Origin of the sequence: Buchnera aphidicola (Sitobion avenae), from assembly GCF_005082585.1 — a bacterium.
GTDB classification, from domain to species: domain Bacteria; phylum Pseudomonadota; class Gammaproteobacteria; order Enterobacterales; family Enterobacteriaceae; genus Buchnera; species Buchnera aphidicola_Z.
Genome location: NZ_CP034855.1, coordinates 374,597 through 397,338, shown reverse-complemented (window position 1 = coordinate 397,338; position 22,742 = coordinate 374,597). Strand labels below are relative to the sequence as shown.

Sequence of the window (22,742 nt, the reverse complement as noted above, 5' to 3'; positions counted from 1 at the left end):
TTTTAAATTTTATATATAATATATTTTATATAAAAAATATTTTATATAAAAAATATTTTTTATATTTTATTATATTTAATAGTTTTTTCTAAATTTTCCCAATACAATATGTTTTTTTCTAATTTTTTTTCTTGCTGAGAAAGCATTTTTAGTATTGGTAATTTTTTTTCTAATGTTTTTTTAAAAAAATCAGGTTCATTGACGATTTTTTGCAAGTTCTTAATATTTAATTCAATCATTTCTATTGTATGTAATATTTTATGCAACTCTTTATTAACATTTTTTTTTGGTATATTAAGATTTATCTTTGATTTGTTTTTTTTTATTTTTTCCTTTCTTAAATAATTTTTTTCTTCTTGCAAAGAATTATAATTTCCGAAATGTATATTAATATGTCCATCTTTTTCAAAAGACCAACATTTTTTTACTGTATTATCAATAAATTTTTTATCATGACTGACTATTATAATAGTACCTTTATAATCTATAATAATTTTTTCTAATAATTGCAGAGTATCTAAATCTAAATCATTTGTTGGTTCATCGAAAATTAAAACATTACTTGGTTTTAAAAATAATCGAGCCAAAAGTAATCTATTACATTCACCACCTGATAATGTTTTTACTAAAGATTGTAATTGATTAGGTTTAAAAAGAAAATTTTTTAGATAAGCTATGATGTGCTGCTCTTTTCCATTTAATATAATTTTTTCTTTCCCGTAGGCTATGTTATCTAAAATAGATTGATATGGATTTAATATAGATCTATTTTGATCAAAATATGATATTTTTAATCCTGTACCTATGTGTACTTGTCCTTTTTGAGGTTTTTTTTCTCCTATAAGAATTTTAATCAATGTACTTTTTCCGCATCCATTATCACCTAGTAATCCTATTTTGTCACCATGTTGAACAATTGACGAAAAATTTTTTATGATGATTTTATTATTTATTGAATAATCTACATGTTCTAATCTAAAAATTACTTTTCCTGCATAATTTGTAGATTGATTAATTTGAATGTTATTTAATTTTTCTATTTTTTGATAGTCTTCAGATTCTTTTCGTAATAATTCTAAATTTTTTACTCTTCCTTCATTTCGAGTAGAACGCGCCTTTATACCTTTTCTAATCCATTTTTCTTCTTTTTCTAGATTTTTATCAAACAATTTTTTTTGTGTTTTTTCAATACGATTGCTTTCATATTTTAGTTTAATAAAATTTTCATAATTACCTGGCCAAGAAACTAGTTTTCCGCGATCGAGATCTACAATACGAGTGCAAATATTTTGAATAAAACTTCTATCATGTGATACAAATAACACACTACCAGGAAATTTTTTTAAAAACATTTCAAGCCATGTAACAGTTTTTATATCTAAGTGATTTGTAGGTTCATCAAGCAATAGTACATCAGGTTCGTTTATTAATACACGACCTAACGCTGCTTTTCTTAATAAACCTCCGGAAAGATGAGATAATAAAGTATTTTTGTTTAATTGAATTAATTGGATTATTTTTTCTATTTGAACACATTCTATAGTATTTTTTTTTTTCTCTATTTTGCTTTTATTCAATCCTGAATAGATAAAATCATATATAGAAATATTAAGATTTTTAGGGTTTTCTTGTTTTAAATAAGATATATTTATATTTTTTTTATAAACAATTTTACCATGATCTAATTCTTGTCTTTTATAAATAATTTTCAATAAAGTAGATTTTCCAGTTCCATTTTTGCCAATTAAGCATACTCTTTCATTTTCATTAATATGTAATGTACTATTCTTTAATATTTCTAAATTACTAAATGATAAATAAGCATTTTGAACATTAATTAAAGACATAAATTTTTCTATCCTGGAATTTATTTTATATGTTTTATTAACCATGAATGATAAAAATTAGAATGTTTAAAAAAATCTTTTGATTGTACTTTTTTAGTAATCTTTATTGCATATAATTTCATTTCTTTAATGGAATTAAAGTTAATTTCAAACTTGCGTGTAGAACTTGAAAAGATAATATTTCCATTGTAATTTAAAATTTTTTTTGAATTGATTATTATATCAAGATAGTCTTTTTGTATGTCAAAAGGTTTTTTCATTTTTTTAGAATTAGAAAAAGTAGGTGGATTAATAAATATTAAATCAAATTTTTGTGTAGTTTTTTTTATCCATTGTAAACAATCAGATTTAACAAAATTATGTTGAGAACCTGTTAAATTATTAAGAGACATATTACGCATACACCATTTCATATAAGTGTTAGAAATATCTACACTAGTTGTACTATTTGCCCCTCCTAAACCAGCATAGACACTAGCGGTTCCAGTATATGAAAACAAATTAAGAAAATCTTTTCCTTTTGACATTACTCCCAATAATTTCCTTACAAGACGTTTATCTGAAAATAATCCGGTATCTAAATAATCTGTTAAATTCACTAGGAATTTTGCATGATATTCTTGAATAATAATAAAATTATTGCTGTTAAATAATTTCTTGTACTGTGTTTTATTTTTATTTTTTTGTCTTGTTTTTAATATAATATTATTTATAGATATAGATAATATTTCTTTAGTATAGTAAATAGCATGGGTCAATCTTTTAAGAACTTTATTATTGTCTATTAATTTTGGAGCTTGATATTCTTGAATTACTATCCATTTCTGATAAACGTCTACTATTATATTATAATTTGGTAAATCTGCATCATAAATACGAAAACATTCTAATTTTTCTAGATTAGCCCATTTTTTTAATTTTTTAAAGTTTTTATTTAATCTGTCTCTATATTCGTGTTTATGAATATGTGAATTTTTTAAGAAAATTCTATAATTTTTCTGAATACAATTTAATGAACCGTTTTTAAAAGAATTTTCTTTGTATGACTGCATGTATAAAAAATTTAATAAAAATATTGATGAACTAAATATTGATAATGTCCAATTTTGAAAATATTTTTTTGACACCATGCCTAATTGGACATATAGACCTACTAATTGACTTTCAGTTTGATATCTCTCTCCATAAGGTGGATTACTTAATATTATTCCTGTTTTCTCATTATTATAAATATTTTTTAAATTATTTAAATTTTGTTTTGAAAAGTGAACTATATTTGATATGCCTGCATTTAATGCATTTATTTTAGCTTTTTTTATTATTTCTAAATTATAATCATATCCAATAAAACAATTTTTAAAGCATGTTTTTATGCCTATCTTAAATCGTTTTTTAGCATCTATTAGAACATTTTCCCAGAGATATTTGTCATATTTTTTCCATGATTGAAATCCCCATTTTAATCTTGTTAAACCAGGTGCCCTATCAGAAGCCATCATAGCTGCTTCAATTAACAATGTCCCTGAACCACACATGGGATCTATCATAGGTATATTTTTATACCATCCTGAACTTAACACAAGTGCGCTTCCTAAATTTTCTTTAATCGGAGTAGTATTACAAAATTGACGATATCCTCTTTTATTTAAAGATTCTCCACTGAGATCTAACATAATATGTAGGATATTATCATTTAATAATAATACTTTTATTCGAATATCCGGTTTGATGAGATTTATATTTGGACGTGAAGAGTATATTTTATTAAATTGATCAACAATAGCATCTTTAGTTATTAATGCTCCAAATAAACTATTACGAATAATATTATTTGTTCCTTTAAAATTAACTAAAAAAGTATTATTTACATCAAAAATTTCCGTCCAATTAATATCATATACATTATGATAAATATCATTGCTTGTATTGATAGAAAATTTTTTTATATGTAAATAAATACGTGAAGCAATTCGACTCCACATTAAACTTTTATATAGCAATAGATCATCACCTTCGTAATAAATTCCTCCATTAATTATATTTAGATTAACAGCTCCTAAAGATAAAAGCTCTTTTTCTAATAATTTTTCAGTTCCAAAATTTGTACTTGCAAATAAATAATTCATTTTTTTTATCATCTTTTTTTATATAACTAAAAATTATTTTGATAATGAACATTTTATAAAAATTTAGTGGGTGCTTTAGACTAGATAATTAAATTTTAAAACCTATAAAAAAATTTTATATATTATGAATGATTTTTTTAACTAATTTTGGACCATGATATACTAATCCAGAATAAATTTGTATTAAAGTGGCTCCTGATGCAAGTTTTTCTTTAGCTGCATTAATAGAATTGATACCACCAACTCCAATAATAGGAATTTTTTTTTGTAAATTTTTCGATAATATTGAAATGGTATTAGTGCTTTTTTTTTGTAATGGCAATCCACTTAATCCTCCTTTTTCAGAACTATGTTTAAATCCAGATATTAATGAATGATCTAGTGTGGTATTAGTTGCAATTACTGCATCTAGTTTATATTTAATTAATTGTTTTGAAATATACATTAATTCTTGTTTTGAAAGATCTGGTGAGATTTTAATTGCTATAGGAACATATTTTAAATGTTTTTGATGAAGTGCTTTTTGTTTTTTTTTTATTTCGTATAATAAATTCTTAAAAAGAATACCATATTGTAATTTTCTTAAATTTAAAGTATTAGGTGATGAAATATTGATCGCAATGTAACTTGCATGACAATAAATTTTTTCTATACATATTAAATAATCATTAACTGAATTTTCAATTTTAGTGTGTTCATTTTTTCCAATATTAACACCTATAATTCCTTTAAAATTAGATTTTTTTATATTATTAACTAAATTATCTATTCCTAGATTGTTGAATCCCATTCTATTAATTATGCCTTCCGCAGGAATTATTCTAAATACTCTAGGTTTTAAATTTCCAGTTTGAGGCAAAGGAGTAACAGTACCTATTTCAATAAAACCAAATCCTAATTTTGATAAAGAATTTATATATTCTCCGTTTTTATCTATTCCTGCTGCCATGCCAATTTTATTTTTAAAAGTTAAACCCATGCATTTAATTTTTTTTGATGGTATTCTAGTTTTGAAAAAGAAATTAAAAATTTGAAAATTTTTCATGTATAGAAGTTTTAACATTAAAAAATGAGCTCTTTCAGGTTCTATTAAAAATAATAGTTTACGAATTAAATAATAAAACATTATAATTCCTTTTTGATATAGAATAAAATTTTACAAAAAAACTACAATAAAACATTCTATAAAAAAGATACAATAAAATACTTTTATTTTATATATTATTTTTTTGAAAAATTGATAACTTTTTTATTTGTGTTATATTTTTATAAAATACTGGAATAATATTGCTTTTTAAAATTTTATGGAATTGAAGTATAAAAATAATGCGATAATTATCTTAATATATCTTTTGTTATGAAATAAAAGTAGAATAAAAAATAAAGAATACTATGAAACGATATGATTATCCAATAGTAAAAACATTCCTTGATACTGATGTATATAAATTTTATATGCAACAAGCTATTTTTTATCATTATAAAGATGTAGATGTAGTTGCCGAATTTGTATGTAGAGGAAATAATTTTTTAGGTTGTTATTCAAGCATTTTATTAGAACAGATTAGTATGATGAGATCTTTGTCTTTAAGCGAAGAAGAATATATTTATATGACTTCTTTCCCATTTTTTCAGAAAGAATATTTACATTGGTTGAGAAAATTTCGTTATAATGTTTCACAAGTTCAAATAAATAACTATAAAGGTCAATTACATATTCGTATAAGTGGTTTATGGCAGGAAGTAATCTTATGGGAAGTTCCAATTTTAGCGTTAATTAGTGAAGTTTTTCATAGAAATTTTTATCCAGAAGTTACTCCCAAATCTGCTGTACAATATTTAGATGATAAATTGACAAAATTTTTTAACAATACGAAAGATATAGATTTATCTCGTTTAAAAATTGTTGATTTCGGCACAAGAAGAAGATTTTCTTATGATGTACAATATTCTATTGTGAAAAGATTGAAAAAAAATTTTCCCTTTTTAATTGGCTCTAGTAATTATCATATAGCTCGTATTTTAAAAATAAATCCAGTAGGTACGCAAGCTCATGAATGGTTTCAAGCACATCAACAAATTGAATCGAATTTAAAAAATAGTCAAATTTTAGCATTGGAAACATGGTTGTATCAATATAAGAATCATTTAAATATCGCCCTGACAGATTCAATTACTATGGACGCTTTTTTAAATGATTTTAATTTGTATCTTAGTTCTTCGTATCAAGGTATCAGACATGATTCAGGAGATCCTATCAAATGGGGTGAAAAAGCTCTTAAGCATTATGAAAAATTAGGAATAGATCCTTCTACTAAAACATTATTATTTTCTGATAGTTTAGATTTAGAAAGCATCATATCTTTATATAAAAAATTTAGCGGAAGAATTAATGTTATTTTTGGAATAGGGACAAAGTTAACTTGTGACATTCCTTATGTAAAACCATTAAATATTGTTATCAAACTAGTAGAATGTAATGGTAAACCAGTTGCTAAAATATCTGATAGTCCAGGAAAAACATTTTGTTTAGACGAACATTTTTTAAAATATTTACGTAAAGTATTTAATGTGCCGTTAAGAAATAGATAAACTAAAATTTTTTTAGTTGATAGAATGATATAAATATTTTTTTTGTATTATTTTTTTAAAATAAAAGTAAAATTTACTTATTTATTTAGAAAATAAAAAATTTTTACTTATTTTAATAGTTTATTTCTAATAATAGTCTGTTATTTAGAATAAGTAAAACAGGAAAGATTTCATGAATACAGTATCAATATCAGATATATATAAAGATAATATTATAGTGAATAGTTCCGTTACTATATGTGGATGGGTTAGAAGTCGAAGAAGTTCACAATCTGGATTTTCTTTTATTACAGTTTATGATGGTTCGTGCTTTGATTCTATACAAGTGATTGCTAAAAAAAGTTTATCTAATTATGATCAAGAAATATTGCACTTGAGTACTGGATGTTCTGTTATGCTGACTGGAATATTAATATTATCAATTGGAAATAAGCAAAAATACGAAATTCAGTTAAAAAAAATTGATATTTTAGGTTGGATTGAAAATCCAGATACTTATCCAATATCTTCTAAAAAGCATAGTCTAGAGTATTTGAGAGAAGTAGCACATTTAAGATCTAGAACAAATTTAATCGGTGCAATAGCTCGAATAAGAAATCATACATTACAATCGTTACATAAATTTTTTTATAAAAACGATTATTACTGGGTTCCCACACCAATTATAACTAGTTTAAATACTGAAGGTGCTGGAGAAATGTTTCGTGTGTCAACATTAGATATGAAAAATATTCCTAAAAATAAAGATGGATCCGTTGATTTTAAAAAAGATTTTTTTGGAAAAGAATCTTTTTTAACTGTTTCGGGACAATTAAACATCGAAACATATGCCTGTTCTTTATCTAAAGTTTATACTTTTGGTCCTACATTTCGAGCTGAAAATTCTAATACTAGTCGCCATTTAGCAGAATTTTGGATGTTAGAAGTAGAAGCGGCTTTTAAAAATTTAAATGATATATCTGATTTTGCTGAGCATATGTTAAAATATATTTGTCAATTTCTTTTAAAAAATTGTGTATCAGATATTAATTTTCTTGAAAAATATATTGATAGCAATATAGTTAATCGTTTAGAACAATTGTTAGTAGTAGATTTTATACGTATAGACTATACAGATGCTGTAAAAATTCTACTTAATTCTAAAATTCGATTTAATAACTCTGTTTTTTTAGGAATGGATCTATCTTCTGAACATGAGCGTTTTCTTGTAGAAAAATATTTTAAAGTTCCAACAATAATAAAAAATTATCCAAAAGAATTAAAAGCATTTTATATGCGATTAAATAACGATAAAAAAACTGTTGCAGCAATGGATTTATTGGTTCCTAATATTGGGGAACTTATAGGCGGCTCTCAACGTGAGGAACGTATTTCAATTTTAGATGAACGGTTGTTGGAATTAGGATTAAAAAAAGAAGATTATTGGTGGTATCGTGATCTACGTCGATACGGTACAGTTCCCCACTCAGGTTTTGGGATGGGTTTCGAGCGATTAATTTCTTATATTACTGGAGTATCAAATATACGAGATCTGATCCCATTTCCACGTACTGTTAATAATTCTCGTTTTTAACTAGAATTTTTAATATTTACTAAATGTTTTTTCTATTTTAGCATTTACATATAAAAATATAATATATTACAAAAATATTTATTTTTAATGAATTAATACTTATTAAAATTATTTTGACTAAAAGGTAGTATAAAAAATTATGACAAATCATAAATCCTTAGCAATTGTGATACCAATGTTATTAGCTGCTAGTAATGGAGTTAATGCTTTGGAGATTTTTAATAAAAATGGCAATAAACTTGAAATACATGGTAGTATTAATCCTAGTCATGAATTAACTCATAGTTTTTTCTCGACAAAAATTACATCTCATAATGATACTACAAATGCTGTTATAGGTCTATCAGGAGAAATTAATATTGCTGATGAATTATTCAGTTACGCTTCAGTGGAATATAGTACTGATTTTTCTGCACCAGAAGAATTATTAAACAAACAACAGTCTAATACTGTACGTTTAGGATATGCAGGTTTTAAATATGGTAATTGGGGATCTATAGATTACGGTCGCAATTATGGTGTTTTTCATGATGTACAAGCACTAACAGATCATATTCCTTACATTAATAAAAATAGTGTTTTTGCTTGTAATGATAATTATATGATAGGTAGAAATAATGGTCTACTTACTTATAAAAATAGCAATCTTTTTGGTTTAATCAATGGAATGAGTCTAACTCTACAACATCAAAATGAAAATAACAATAGAGAAGAATACCAACAAAATGGTTCTGGTTGGGGTGCTTCTTTGAAATATGAAAGTGATGTTGGACTTACTGCTATTGGGTCTTTTTTTTCTTCTGAAAGATCTCAAGTTGATAAAAACAATAATCAAAATCAAAAATTTTCTTCTGTAGGAGCATATGGATTAGGTTTTAAATATGATGCCAACAATATATATATCGCAGCTTTTTATGGTGAATCACATAACTTAACACCATCATTTCATGTTATTACTCAAAATAATTTACCTAATGAACAATCATATATTAATAAAACACAAAATATTGAAGCTATTGCGGAATATAATTTCAGTTCTGGTTTTCATCCTTCATTAAGTTATTTAGATTCTAAAGGGCAAAATTCAAATACACTAAATTCGTCTAGCAATCAAGATTTAGAATTAGCAAAACAAATTAATATTTCTACTCGTTATGAATTTAATAAAAATATTTCTACATATATGAATTATAAAATTAATTTATTAAAGAATAATAATTTCATTCAAACAAAGAATATTTCTACAGATAATATTATTGGTGCTGGAATAGTATATCATTTCTAATTTTATTAGAATGCGTGTTTTTTAAAACGAATTTAAAATTTTTAATAATAATTAAGAGTTAGAACTTTCTACTGATATATAAATAGAGAAATTTATTTTTTTATGTTTTTTAAAAAAATATTTTTTAAAATATATAAATTTCAGTAGAAAGGGCTATTCTTAATGATATAAAAATATTTTTTTATATAGAAGTATAATTTTACTATATATTATATTTAAAAATAAATTTTTTTATAAATACTATTTTTCTAATTTTAAATAGTTTTAATTTTTTTGTAACAAGAACAATGCATTTTTTAATAAAACATGTCTAATAGAGATAACATGTTATATTATTATTCTGACATAGTACTATAAGAGAGTGCTAAGTGTTTAATATATTTTTTAAAAATGAATATATTCTTATTTATTTTAACATTTATAAAAAATGCCTTTTTTAGAAAAAAATATTTGTATGAACTATGAATTTATTAAATTTCTAAAAAAACTTTAAAAATAAAAAATTAAGAAAATGATTTTAGTTTTTCTCCGCCTAATAAATGCATGTGAAGATAATTAATTTCTTGACCTCCATTTTTATTACAATTGATAATAATTCTATATCCTTCCTCATTGATTTTATTTTTTTTTGCAATCTTAACAGCAATATAAAACATATGTGCCATGATCCATTTATTTTCTTTATTGATATCATTTAATGATGCCATAAAAAAGTTTGGTACAATGAGTATATGTATTGGTGCTTTCGGTTGTATGTCTTTAAAAGCAGTAATTTTTTCATCTTGATAAACAATATTTGCCGGTATTTTTTTTTTTATGATATTTTCAAAAATTAACTGATTTTGCATGATATAAATGCCTTTTTTATATATTATGTATATGTTCATCCATAGCTGTTTTAATATTTTCAGATCTAGTTCCAAAAACAATTTGTATTCCTGTTCCTGAAATGATGATTCCTGAAGCACCAATATTTTTTAGATCTTTTTGATTGACTTTTGAAATGTCTAAAACTGTAATTCTTAATCTAGTAATGCAGGCGTCTAGATTTTTAATGTTATCTTTCCCACCTAATGCTGTAATAATACATAGTGCGATTTCATGATTATTTTTATCTAATATATTATTTTTAATATCTTCTCGTCCTGGTGTATTTAAATTAAAATTTACGATTGATAAATAAAATAAACTATAATATAAAAACCCGTAAAGTATTCCGATAATTGGAAAAAGAAATATATTATTACTATTTCCACTTAATACAACAAAGTCTATAAAACCATGCGAAAAACTAGTACCAGCACGCATGTCTAAAAAAATACATAATGCAAAAGATAATCCTGCTAAAAAAGAATGAATAATATATAATATAGGTGCAACAATAATAAACGAAAATTCAATTGGTTCAGTAATACCAGTTAAAAAAGCAGTTAGTGCTGCTGAAATCATAATACTACCAATTTTAGTTTTATTTTCTTTTTTAGCTGAATGCCAAATTGCTAATGCAGCACCAGGAAGACCATACATTTTAAAAATAAAACCTCCTGATAAATTTCCAGCTGTAGAATCTCCAGCCATATATCTTGCGATGTCTCCGTGAAAAACTTGTCCTATAGAATTAGTATATTCTCCAATTTGCATTTGAAATGGAACGTTCCATATATGATGAAGTCCAAATGGTACTAGTGCTCTTTCTACTAATCCATACAGAGAGAAAGCAAGGATAGGGTTTTGATAAGCAGCCCATTGAGAAAAAATTTGTATTCCGTGTCCAATGGGAGGCCAAATAATAGATAGTATTAAACCCATTAATATGGCAGATAATCCTGAAATAATAGGAACAAATCTTTTTCCTGCAAAAAAACCTAAATATTCGGGTAATTGAATACGATAAAATTTATTAAACATATATGCCGAAATTGCACCCGCAATAATCCCGCCTAATATTCCAGTATCGGAAAGATGTTTATTTTGTATCACATCTATAGTTGTATGCAAAATAATTGGTTCAACAGCCGTAAGCGTTTGCACTAAAATTCCGTAAGATACAACTGCTGCTAATGCTGCTACACCATCATTGTTAGTAAAACCAAGAGCTACCCCAATTGCAAAAATTAACGGCATATTACTAAAAACAGAACCTCCTGTTTGTGCCATAATTTGAGAGATGATTTCTGGTAATAAACTAAAATGTGCAGATCCTATTCCTAATAGTATTCCAGCAATAGGAAGAACTGAAACAGGTAACATAAGTGATTTACCAACCTTTTGAAGGTTTGCAAATACATTTTTAAACATATAAAATTAGCTCCTAAACATATATAAAAAGATTTTGACATGAATTGTATATAATAAATATTATATTTTATTTAAGAAATATTTTTTTTTATTAAATACTAAGTAAAGGGTATATCTTCTATACATTAAATAATGTATAGAAATTATTTTTTATAATTTTCGCAAGTGTGTTCATTTCTATTTTTTTTAATATAGAAATTTTTTTTACTATATAAAATAAATATGCAGGTTGATTTTCTTTTCCTCGATATGGAACTGGTGATAAATATGGTGAATCTGTTTCTATTAACAATCGTTCTAGTGGTATTTTTTTGATTGTATTACAAAGTTCTATAGAATTTTTAAAAGTAATTATTCCAGAAAAAGAAATATAAAAACCCATATCTAATAATTTAGATGCAGTATTATAATCTTCATTAAAAGAGTGTATTACCCCTCTACATTTTTCTGCATTTTCTTCTTTTAATATTTTTATGGTATCATTTGTAGAATTTCGTGAATGTACTATGATTGGTTTTTTTAACTTTATTGCAATTCGAATATGTTCTCGAAAAAAATCTTTTTGTATTTTTTTAGTTTCATATGAATGATGATAATCTAAGCCAGTCTCACCTAATGCTATTACATGTTTTATATAAGATAATTCTTCTATTTTTAGAGATAATTTTTCTATTGTATTAAAAATGTTGAGTTCTTTTTGACAGTTTATTGGATGTACGCCACAAGAATAAAAAATAAAATCGTATTTTTGAAACAACTTTATGATTGTATAAAAATTATTTATAGAAGTTGATATAGTTAAAAAATTTTTTACATAATTTTTACAAGATTTTTTTAACACATCTTCTATATTTTTATGTAATAAATTATAGTTCAATCTATCAAGATGACAATGTGAATCAATTAAGAACATAATCTTATCTCTTTTATATAAAAATTAAGTCTATAATATGAAATCTAAAATTTTTTCCCATACAAGTAATTGTTCTAATAATAACAATTCATAATTAATTCCAGGTATTGTTGACAATCTGTATTTACAATGCATCCATCTACGAATACTTATATCTAAAACAACATTACTATAATTGTTAGAAAGAAATTGAATTAATTCTATTTGATCTAGATTGATTAAATGATTTTTTTCATTAAAATTAAATTTAATCGAATCAAATAGTAAAAAACATATCCAGTCGATTTTCACCGTACTATTTTTTTCTTTAAGTGACGATAATATTCTTAATAAATTTTTATTTTTTAAAGCAGAAAATAAATCGTTATAAAAATTTTTTCTGTCTATCCAGATATTACTATTAATAAATTTTTTTGCAGATAGAGGAGAACCTTGATGTATACGTAATGCTATTAAATGTGATCTGTTTTTTTTGATAATTTCGCTTTCTAACCAATGTAAACTATCTTTTTCTTTTGGAGCAAATATTTTGTAGATAAGACAACGACTATTTAATGTAGAATGCAAATTTGCATTTTTATAATTTACAAGAAAAAACCAAGTATTTTTAGGTGGTTCTTCTAATGTTTTTAAAAAAGCATTAATAGCTGATTCTGTTAATTTTTCGGTATCTGATAAAATAATAATTTTACATCTACCTTGTTGAGAACATTTAAATATTTTTTCATTAATAACTCTTATGTCTTCTATACTAAATATGTTACTTTTTTCCGATATTAACTTATGCCAATCTGGATGGTTATTTGAAGACATTAATTTACATCCATAACATTGATTACAAGAATTCATTTCTATAGGTTTTAAACATAATAACCATTTACTAATAAACCAAATTAATAATGATATCCCTATACCTCTTTGGGTTTGTATTAAAATAGCATGATGAGCTTTTTTTATTTGATGTTGTCGTACAATATTATTGTACGGTTTTATTAACCATGGGTATAATTTCATATAACTTGTTTTTTAAGCCAATTTAATATTTTTTTCGTAATATTTTGAGTTACTTTGCTCATGTTTAAATTAGCATTGATTTTTATAATATTTTTATCTTCTTTGATATTTTTTAAATAACTATTTCTAGTTTTTTGAAAAAATGTTAAAGATCTACTTTCAATTGAATCTAATGAATTCCGTTTTAATGCTCTTGCCAAACCAATTTTCGGTAATACATCCATATAGACAGTTAAATCTGGAATAACATTATATAGAAATAAAGATTGTAATTTAGCAATTATTTTTTTTTTAATACCCAATCCACCACCTTGATAAGCTAAAGAAGATAAATCATGACGATCAGAAATAACCCAAATACCATTTATTAATGCAGGTTTTATTTTTTTTTCGACTAATTGTATCCTTGCTGCATACATTAACAATAATTCTGTTTCTTTGACGAGATTATCGGTATCAAATTTTTTTTTTATTAATTTTCTTATATCTTCTGCAATAGGTGTGCTGCCAGGTTGACGTACTAAAAGTATTTTTTTGATATTATTTTTTTTTAATATATTTTTAATACAGATACAGGCATGAGTTTTGCCTGCACCTTCCAACCCTTCAATTACAATAAATTTATTTTTTATTATTCTCATGTAAAATATTTTTAATTAAGTGTAATTTATATTAAATTTTTTGTTGATAAAACTTTGCATGTTTATTTTTTTGAACTACGACTCTTGATATAATCGATAGATTTTTGTACTGTATTAATTTTTTCTGCTTCTTCATCTGATATTTCAATATCAAATTCTTCTTCCAAAGCCATAATTAATTCTACCGTATCAAGTGAATCTGCACCAAGATCATCTATAAAATAAGATTCATTGAAAATTTTTTCTTCTTTTATATCTAGTTTTTCACTAATTATTTTTTTTATACGTTTTTCAATATTTTTCATATTTATTTTTCACTATATTTTTAATGTTAATTGCTGTTTTAATTTTTTTAAAAAATGTAATTTATATATTTTTTTAATTTTTTTTATATTATATCATATACATCCCTCCATTTACATGTAATGTATGTCCAGTTATATATGATGCTTTTTTTGAAGCTAGAAAAACAACAGCATCTGCTATTTCTTCTATTTTTCCCATTCTTTTCATAGGGATATTGCACAAATATTTCTGATATTGAATCGAATCTAATGTATTTGTTAAATCTGTTTTAATAAAACCTGGTGCAACAATATTCACAGTAATACCTTTCGATGCTACTTCTAATGCTAGTGATTTATGGAATCCAACTAATCCTGACTTAGAAGCACTATAATTGACTTGTCCTTTATTACCTGTGCAAGCAATTATGGAACCAATAGTAATAATTCTACCCTGTCTTTTTTTAATCATTGATCGAATAACAGATTTTACTAGATAAAATATTGATGATAAATTAGTTTTTATTACATCATCCCATTCTTGATTTTTCATATTTACTAATAAATTATCTTCTTTTATTCCTGCGTTATTAATTAATATATCAATAGAGTATTTTTTTTTATAAATTTCTTTTATTGTTTCTGTGATAGAATTAGTATTTTTTAAATTTAATATACAACCAAATCCGTTTTTTTTTAAATAATTATTAATAATTTCCACTCCTTTTTGAGTAGTAGATGTTCCAATTACTCGTATTCCCTGATTAACTAGTTTCTTTGCAATTCCTTTTCCTATCCCACGATTGGCACCTGTTATTAATGCAGTTTTTTTATTTATGTTCATTAATTCCTTGATTAATTTTTTTGAAAGCTATTAAAAAATTTTTTAAATTATTAGTGCTAAATGAAATAATTTTTTTATCTTTTTTGTTTAATTTAGTAAGTATTTTATTAGGTCCAATTTCTAACATTACAAAATTTTTTTTCAATTTCATAAAATCTATAACTTCCTTCCATCTTACAGTACTATAGATTTGTCTAATTAATGCATTTTTTATATTTTCGCTGTTATTTTCAGATGTTACATCAACGTTATTGATAACTGGAATTTTAGGTGGATGTACAGAGATCATATTTAACATTTTTTTTAATTTTTCAGATATTGGTTTCATTAACTTAGAGTGTGCTGGTATATTAGTATTAAGTGTAAATATATGTTTAGCTCCTAATTTTTTACAATTTAAACTTGCTTTATATACTGCAGATTTATCTCCTGAAATTACAATTTGATTGTGAGAGTTTATACTTGATAAAGAAACAATTTTTTTTGATTTTATTGTAGAACATGCAGTTTGAGCTTTTTTTTTATCTATTCCAATAATTGCTTGCATTAAAGTAGGGCGGTTTATAGTTATTTCTTCCATGAGTTGACCTCGTAAAAACACAAAGTTTAATGCATCAGAAAATTTTATTGAATCAGAACATACCAAAGCTGAATATTCACCAAGGCTGTGTCCTGACATAAACGTTGGAGCTTTACCATGTTTATAATTCCAAAAACGATATATTGAAACTGATGCAGTTAATATTGCTACTTGTGTATATTTACTTTCATTTAATTTAAATTTAGGTCCTTCTTGTATTAATTTAAATAAATCAAAATGAATATATTCTGATGCTTCATCAAAGGTGTTATAAAAAATGTTATTACTTCTGTAAAAGAATGAAGATAGCATACCTACATATTGAGAACCTTGTCCTGGAAATAACATTGCAAATAAACTCATTATAATTACCTTGTTTTTTAAAATAAAAATTTACAATATAATTATAAGATATTTTTAATTTTTTTTATTTATTTTATATAAATATATTGAATTTCACATGAAATATGACATTTTTAAAACAATTTGAAAATATCTTTGATAAAATTTATTATATATTTTTAAGTTAATATAATGTATTCATTAAAAACTTATAAAAAAATAGTTTTTAATGAATAGTTTTACAAAAATTAATTAAATAAAATTTTTTTTAAAAAAGTTAACTTAATTTTTAAATATATAAAATAGTATTTATTATATTATGTGTTTTCTTAAATAACTTTTTTCCCCTTGTAATAGCCATCAAAAGTAATATGATGTCGAATATGTGTTTCTCCAGAAAATTTATCTATAGATAAAGTTGGTACTTGCAGAGAGTCATGAGAACGTCTCATTCCTCTTTTAGATCGAGTAGGTTTATTTTTTTGAACTGCCATATGATGTTTTCTCTATTTAGTATGCTGGAAAAATATTTTATTAAAAATAATATGTTTCATATTAGATCTTATTATATATAAACTATATCATATTGTTTAAATAATCTTTAAAATCTGCATGTAACGGAGCCTTTATATAAATATTATGACCATTTTTTGGATGGATGAAATGAATTCCATAAGAATGAAGTAAAAGTCTGTTAATATTAATATTATTTTTTATATTAGCATCTAGACTATTTTTACCATAACGTTTATCAAATAATATTGGATGTCCTGCATGGAAGGTATGTGCGCGAATTTGATGTGTTCTACCAGTTTTAGGTATAATTGACAGTAAAGTTGAGGATGAGAATTTTTTTTTAATTTGAAAGCAAGTTTCTGAAGGTTTGCCTTTTGGATTAATTAAAACTATTTTTTGTTTATTCTGCAATCTAATCTTTAATAAAGGTTCTGAAATTTTTTTTAAATGAATAGGCCACAAACCATGAACTAATGCTATATACTCTTTTTTAACTTTTTGTTCTCTTAATTGTTGATGTAGTGATACTAAAGATGAACGTTTTTTTGCTAATATTAAAATGCCTGATGTTTCGCGATCAATACGATGTACAAGTTCAAGACATTTATCTAGTGGACGCAATTTTCGAAAATATTCTATTACTCCAAAATTTAGTCCACTTCCACCATGTACTGCAATTCCTGAAGGTTTATTAATAATTAACAAATGATTATCTTCATATAAAATGCTATTTAATAAATTTTTAGCATCATTTAAGGGAAAAAAAGTATTTTTTAAATTATATGAGATTTTTATTGGTGGAATTCTCAGTACATCTCCAATTTTTAATTTATAATGTGGTTTGATTCTTTTTTTATTAATTCGAATCTTTCCTGTTCTTATAATACGATAAATCATGCTTTTAGGAACGTTTTTAAACCTATTATGCATAAAATTATCTATGCGTTGATTTAGCATTTCTTGATTAATATATATAATAGATATCGGTAGTATTTTATGTTTCATTAAAAAAATCTCTATGGTAAGTAATTTTTTTAATTTTTTATTTATTATAATATAATTATTTATATAAATATATTAAATAAATAATTCATTAATATGTAATATAAAAAAATTTAATATTATTTTATATAATATTTCTTGTATTTTTATATTATTAAATTTATTAAAATATAAAATTTTTTAATGATCTATTTTTCCTGTTGATGTATGTACTTATTTATAAAAATAAGAGAGAAAAAGTTATAATGAAAAGAATGTTAATTAATGCAACTCAGCAGGAAGAGTTGCGTGTAGCTCTTGTTGACGGTCAACGTTTATACGATCTAGATATAGAAAATTCTGGATCAGAACAAAAGAAATCAAATATATATAAAGGAAGAATTGCTCGTATAGAACCTAGTTTAGAAGCTGCTTTTGTAGATTATGGTGAAGAAAAAAATGGGTTTTTACCATTAAAAGAAATCTCTAAAAATTATTTTCCAGAAAATTATGTTTATACCTTAGGTCTTAATATTAAAGATATTTTACAAGAAGGTCAGGAAGTTATTGTTCAAATAAATAAAGAAGAACGAGGTACTAAAGGTGCAGCTTTAACAACTTTTATCAGTTTACCAGGAAGTTATTTAGTTCTCATGCCAAATAATCCAAAATCTGGTGGTATATCAAGACGAATCGAAGGAAATGATAGAATTTTATTAAAAGAGTTATTATCTTTATTAAAATTACCTGAAGATATGAGTTTAATTATTCGAACTGCTGGTGCTGGTAAATCTATAGAGTCATTAAGATGGGATTTGTCTCTTAGGTTACAGCATTGGAATACCATTCAAATAATAGCAAAAAGTCGAACTGCACCATTTTTAATTCATCAAGAAAGTAATATTATTGTTCGCGCTTTTAGAGATTATCTTCGTCAAGATATCGGAGAAATTTTAATTGATAATCCTAAGATATTAAATTTAGCTCGAAAACATATTACTTTTTTAGGCCGTCCGGATTTTGCTAATAAAATCAAGTTGTATACTGGAGAAATTCCATTATTTAGTTATTTTCAAATTGAAACACAAATTGATTCTGCTTTCCAAAGAAAAGTAAGATTGCCTTCTGGTGGTTCAATTATGGTAGATAGTACTGAGGCTCTAACTGCTATTGATATTAATTCTTCTCGTTCTACAAGTGGTGCAGATATTGCATCTACAGCATTTAATACTAATTTAGAAGCTGTGGATGAAATTTCTCGTCAATTACGTTTGCGAGATTTAGGCGGATTGATAGTAATTGACTTTATTGACATGTCATCTGTCAGTCATCAAAAAGCTGTTGAGAATAGATTACGTGAAATTGCACGTGAAGATAGAGCTCGTATTCAAATTGGTCAAATTTCTCGTTTTGGTTTGTTAGAAATGTCTAGACAAAGATTAAGTTCATCTTTAGGTGAGTCTAGTCATCATGTTTGTCCAAGATGTACAGGAACAGGAACAATTAGAGATAATGAATCTTTATCTTTATCAATTTTACGTTTAATTGAAGAAGAAGCTTTAAAAGAAAATACATCTGAAGTACGTGCTATTGTACCTGTAGAGATAGCTTGCTATTTACTAAATGAAAAAAGAGATGTAGTTCATGCTATTGAAAAACGTCAAGATGGTGGAAAAACTATCATTATTCCTAGTAAAAAAATGAAAACTCCACATTATTCTGTTTCTAGAATTAGAAAGGGTGAAAGTGTAAATTCTATAAGTTATGGTTTTTCTAACATTCGTAAAAGTAAAATTACAGATTTTTTAAAAGAAAACATCTTGAAAAAAAAGATAAAAAATAAATTAAATTTTACTGATTTGAATTTGTTTAATCATAGTACTGAGAGATTAGAAGAAGAGAAAGAAAACATTTTAAAAAATAATAAACATTATATCATTCATAATAATTTTATATCTAAGATTATTTCTTGGTTAAAAAATTCTTTTTTAATTAAACATATTTTAATTACTCGAAAAATTCTAAAAAATAATATTTTTCAAAATAAAAATAATGGATTTTCAAAAAAAAAACATTATTCTTTAAATAAGAAAAATATTTTTCAAAAAAAAACAGTTGTTTCTTCTCAAGAAGCTAGAAAAAATATTGAAAATATATCTTTAAAACATAAATTTTTGGAATCATCTAAAAAAGATTACAATATTTCTTCACGAAAAAATAGTAATTCTTATAAAAAAAACGATGAAAAACATTTGAAAAGTAAAAAATTAGATACATCTAATCCAGATAATTTTTTCTATAACAAAGAAAATAAAAGAAAAGAAATCAAAAAAGTTAATTTAATTGAAAAACATATAAATAAAAATATTTCTTTTAAAAACATTGAAATTAATAAATATAATCCTATTAATATCAATCCTATTTTTTATAAATTTTTTAACAATTCTGGAACTTTTAAAAATAATACTATATTAAATAATAATTTTGTAAATTGTCATCCTATTAAATCACCAATATTAATACTTTCTTCAGTATTTTCATTAGAATTATCATTAGGTAAAGTATGGATTAAATATCCAGTTATTATTTTAGATAAAGAAAAACAACAAAATACAATAATCAAAAAGAAAAAATTACATTTATCTTCTGTTTGCAAAACAAATAAAATTATTAAGAATAATGATTATCCCAGAACAAAAAAAACAAAAAATAGAATATATCCCTTTAAAAAATGTATAAAATATAATACTGAAATTCCAAAAATTATAGAATCAAAATTTTCAATAAGTACTGAGAAAAAATCTGTATTAATTTCGGGAAAAAAAAATCAATCAAGCGCACCTGTAACAAAAATTTCAGAAAATTCACATTGTAAAAAGACAGAAAAAGATTTTAGTTTTTTGATGATGAAATTAAGTTATAGAAGAAAAAATTCTGCAGGAGCACATTCTGCAACAAGTTTTTCTAATTCGCCGGTTTCAAAACTTAAATAAAATATTTTTTAGAAATCTTAAATATTTTGTAATTAAGGATGAAATTATTACAATATATCATAAACATAATTATTTATTGTATTTTTCTTTCATAAAAAAATAAAAACTTACTTTAAAAGTAAGTTTTTATTTTTTTATAGGTCTTTTTTAAAAATTAATTAGCTAAAACAGTCGATTATTTCATTAAAAATATTTTCTGCTATTTAAGTAAGTTTTTATTTTTTTATAGGTCTTTTTTAAAAATTAATTAGCTAAAACAGTCGATTATTTCATTAAAAATATTTTCTGCTATTTGTAAAACTTTAACGTTTGCAAGATAGCATTCTTGTTGATAATTTAAATCTTGATAATCTTGTTCAACATTGTTAGACATAGATAATTTTTTATCTTTAAGTATATTAACCATATTTTTTTTAAAGGGAATTTCTTCTTCAAGTTCATTGCATTTATAAGCTATAGATTTAGAAAATTTTTGATAGGCTTCATCAAGTGTTTCTTTATGATCAACTAAAAGATCTTTATGAAATTTATTCATTATCATAGCATTGTTTCTATTGGGATAATTTACATCATCTGTAGATGAAAACGCAAATGGTTGATTTTTATCAATCAACAATTCTAATTGTTCTAACGTTTTAGAATATGGTTTAATCATGTAAATATCACCGTCAGAATTTTCACCTTGTATTAAAAATTCGATTCCATCAAAAGTGATTAATAGATTGTTATTTTCTGTACGTATATTAGGTTCAACTTGAGTATGATCTATTAGTCTTATTACTGTCCAATTATTATTTTTAAAATATATAATATAGTCAGTATCTTTTGCATTACTAGTAGAAACCCATTTTGCTGATATTGTAGGAGATGAATGATTGCTTGAACTAGATATAACTTCTGGTTGGCTAATTTTAAAGATTTCTTTACCTACATGTCCAAACATATCATATCCTAACGTATGATATGAGTTAATACTATCCGCAAAATTAATTGTTAATTGTCCGATTTTATTTCTTGCATCTGTTAGTTCTTCTCTACGAAATTTAAGAAGTGCTCCTAAAGTAGCACTAGGAATCATGTCTTCTATTTTTTTCGCTATTTTATCATTATTATCAATATATCCTACGCTAATATATCTGTCATCTGATTTAGATGTTAATGGAATTAAATTTTGTTTTTGATTATTGTCTATGATAGATATCCCATTATTTAAATAAAGTTTATAACTATCATTACCTTTTACAACTTTAACTCCTATTAAATCGTTTAATTCGTCTACTAGATTATCTCTTTTGTCAATTAAGCTATCAACCCTATTAGGGAGTTTTAAAACAGGGAAATAACGAATATCTATAGTAATTTCATGAATTTCGTTAATTAATGAATTAACTTTTTCAATATTGTTTATCACAGATTCTTTGATATCTTTTTCTAAAAATTTTAATTTTTTATCAAAATCTTGTATTGCTAATACTATATTACTTAATTTGTTTTTGATATTTTCATTGATTATATTTTTTTGACCTACAACAATATCTTTTTCTATTTGTTCATATAAATCATTAATTAAAATATTGAAAATATTTGACTTTTCACACAACAAATCTTCTAATTTTAATAATTGTTCAATTTTAGTTTGCTCATCTTGAACTTGCACCTCAGTTTTTCTTTTTTCTTCTGTAATAAAGTCATTATAATTATCGTATATTTCTTTTACTTTTACTTTAGTATTTGTATTTGAATCTGAATTTTGTATAGTATTTTCTAAAATAACACGTTTTCCTGAAATTTTTTCAGCAGGATTATTAATTTTATTGACAGTATTATCAATCATAATTTTCATTGCGTTTATACCAGCAATGGCGGCATTTAATATTGAACTCATTTTTTTATCCTTATTTCATAAGAGATTT

Annotated in this window: 18 protein-coding genes; 4 read left to right on the top strand and 14 right to left on the bottom strand. The window is 24.0% G+C overall.

Annotated elements, in window-relative coordinates:
* Positions 1-59 precede the first annotated feature (59 nt).
* The 3 genes from D9V77_RS01820 to pyrD form a co-directional block, all read right to left on the bottom strand.
* Positions 60-1,847 carry an ATP-binding cassette domain-containing protein gene (locus tag D9V77_RS01820; protein ID WP_158338516.1) on the bottom strand — a complete coding sequence of 596 codons (1,788 nt, stop codon included), beginning with the start codon at positions 1,845-1,847 and terminating at the stop codon, positions 60-62.
* A 20-nt stretch (positions 1,848-1,867) separates the two neighbouring features.
* On the bottom strand, positions 1,868-3,973 hold the full coding sequence (rlmKL, locus tag D9V77_RS01815) for a bifunctional 23S rRNA (guanine(2069)-N(7))-methyltransferase RlmK/23S rRNA (guanine(2445)-N(2))-methyltransferase RlmL (protein ID WP_158338513.1): 2,106 nt from the start codon (positions 3,971-3,973) through the stop codon (positions 1,868-1,870).
* A 115-nt stretch (positions 3,974-4,088) separates the two neighbouring features.
* Entirely contained in the window at positions 4,089-5,099 is a 1,011-nt protein-coding gene (gene pyrD / locus D9V77_RS01810) for a quinone-dependent dihydroorotate dehydrogenase (RefSeq protein ID WP_158338511.1), read from the bottom strand.
* 266 nt (positions 5,100-5,365) lie between these two features.
* On the opposite strand from pyrD, the gene pncB reads away from it, so the two are divergent.
* The 3 genes from pncB to D9V77_RS01795 all read left to right on the top strand — a co-directional run bounded on the left by pncB (position 5,366) and on the right by D9V77_RS01795 (position 9,423).
* A complete protein-coding gene (gene pncB / locus D9V77_RS01805) occupies positions 5,366-6,565 on the top strand; it encodes a nicotinate phosphoribosyltransferase (protein ID WP_158338509.1) in 1,200 nt (399 codons plus the stop codon).
* A 172-nt stretch (positions 6,566-6,737) separates the two neighbouring features.
* Entirely contained in the window at positions 6,738-8,138 is a 1,401-nt protein-coding gene (asnS, locus tag D9V77_RS01800) for an asparagine--tRNA ligase (protein WP_158338507.1), read from the top strand.
* A 139-nt stretch (positions 8,139-8,277) separates the two neighbouring features.
* Positions 8,278-9,423, top strand: a complete 1,146-nt coding sequence (locus D9V77_RS01795) for a porin (RefSeq protein ID WP_158338505.1) — start codon at positions 8,278-8,280, stop codon at positions 9,421-9,423.
* 503 nt (positions 9,424-9,926) lie between these two features.
* Here D9V77_RS01795 and D9V77_RS01790 read toward each other — a convergent pair.
* From D9V77_RS01790 to rluC, 10 genes are all read right to left on the bottom strand, one after another.
* Positions 9,927-10,271: a histidine triad nucleotide-binding protein gene (locus D9V77_RS01790; RefSeq protein ID WP_158338503.1), complete on the bottom strand. Its 345-nt coding sequence runs from the start codon at positions 10,269-10,271 to the stop codon at positions 9,927-9,929.
* Between the two features lie 16 nt (positions 10,272-10,287).
* Entirely contained in the window at positions 10,288-11,721 is a 1,434-nt protein-coding gene (gene ptsG, locus D9V77_RS01785; RefSeq protein ID WP_158338501.1) for a PTS glucose transporter subunit IIBC, read from the bottom strand.
* Positions 11,722-11,839: 118 nt separating this feature from the next.
* Complete coding sequence (locus D9V77_RS01780; protein ID WP_158338499.1) at positions 11,840-12,634, bottom strand: TatD family hydrolase; 795 nt, start codon at positions 12,632-12,634, stop codon at positions 11,840-11,842.
* A 30-nt stretch (positions 12,635-12,664) separates the two neighbouring features.
* Positions 12,665-13,648 (bottom strand): DNA polymerase III subunit delta' C-terminal domain-containing protein, encoded by a 984-nt coding sequence (locus tag D9V77_RS01775; RefSeq protein WP_158338497.1) that lies wholly within the window; start codon positions 13,646-13,648, stop codon positions 12,665-12,667.
* Positions 13,645-14,283 carry a dTMP kinase gene (tmk, locus tag D9V77_RS01770; RefSeq protein WP_158338969.1) on the bottom strand — a complete coding sequence of 213 codons (639 nt, stop codon included), beginning with the start codon at positions 14,281-14,283 and terminating at the stop codon, positions 13,645-13,647. Before tmk ends, D9V77_RS01775 begins: the two co-directional genes overlap by 4 nt.
* 68 nt (positions 14,284-14,351) lie before the next feature.
* Positions 14,352-14,594 (bottom strand): acyl carrier protein, encoded by a 243-nt coding sequence (gene acpP / locus D9V77_RS01765; RefSeq protein WP_158338495.1) that lies wholly within the window; start codon positions 14,592-14,594, stop codon positions 14,352-14,354.
* Between the two features lie 88 nt (positions 14,595-14,682).
* On the bottom strand, positions 14,683-15,417 hold the full coding sequence (gene fabG, locus D9V77_RS01760) for a 3-oxoacyl-[acyl-carrier-protein] reductase (RefSeq protein WP_158338493.1): 735 nt from the start codon (positions 15,415-15,417) through the stop codon (positions 14,683-14,685).
* Positions 15,404-16,360: an ACP S-malonyltransferase gene (gene fabD, locus D9V77_RS01755; RefSeq protein ID WP_158338491.1), complete on the bottom strand. Its 957-nt coding sequence runs from the start codon at positions 16,358-16,360 to the stop codon at positions 15,404-15,406. The genes fabG and fabD overlap by 14 nt, the downstream gene beginning before the upstream one ends.
* 308 nt (positions 16,361-16,668) lie before the next feature.
* Positions 16,669-16,833 (bottom strand): 50S ribosomal protein L32, encoded by a 165-nt coding sequence (rpmF, locus tag D9V77_RS01750; RefSeq protein WP_158338489.1) that lies wholly within the window; start codon positions 16,831-16,833, stop codon positions 16,669-16,671.
* A gap of 82 nt (positions 16,834-16,915) precedes the next feature.
* A complete protein-coding gene (rluC, locus tag D9V77_RS01745; protein WP_158338487.1) occupies positions 16,916-17,860 on the bottom strand; it encodes a 23S rRNA pseudouridine(955/2504/2580) synthase RluC in 945 nt (314 codons plus the stop codon).
* A gap of 242 nt (positions 17,861-18,102) precedes the next feature.
* On the opposite strand from rluC, the gene rne reads away from it, so the two are divergent.
* Positions 18,103-20,829 (top strand): ribonuclease E, encoded by a 2,727-nt coding sequence (gene rne, locus D9V77_RS01740; RefSeq protein ID WP_158338485.1) that lies wholly within the window; start codon positions 18,103-18,105, stop codon positions 20,827-20,829.
* A gap of 247 nt (positions 20,830-21,076) precedes the next feature.
* On the opposite strand, the gene D9V77_RS01735 is transcribed toward rne, so the two are convergent.
* Positions 21,077-22,714, bottom strand: coding sequence for a flagellar hook-associated protein FlgK (locus D9V77_RS01735; protein ID WP_158338483.1), 1,638 nt, complete (start codon positions 22,712-22,714; stop codon positions 21,077-21,079).
* Between the last annotated feature and the right edge of the window lie 28 nt (positions 22,715-22,742).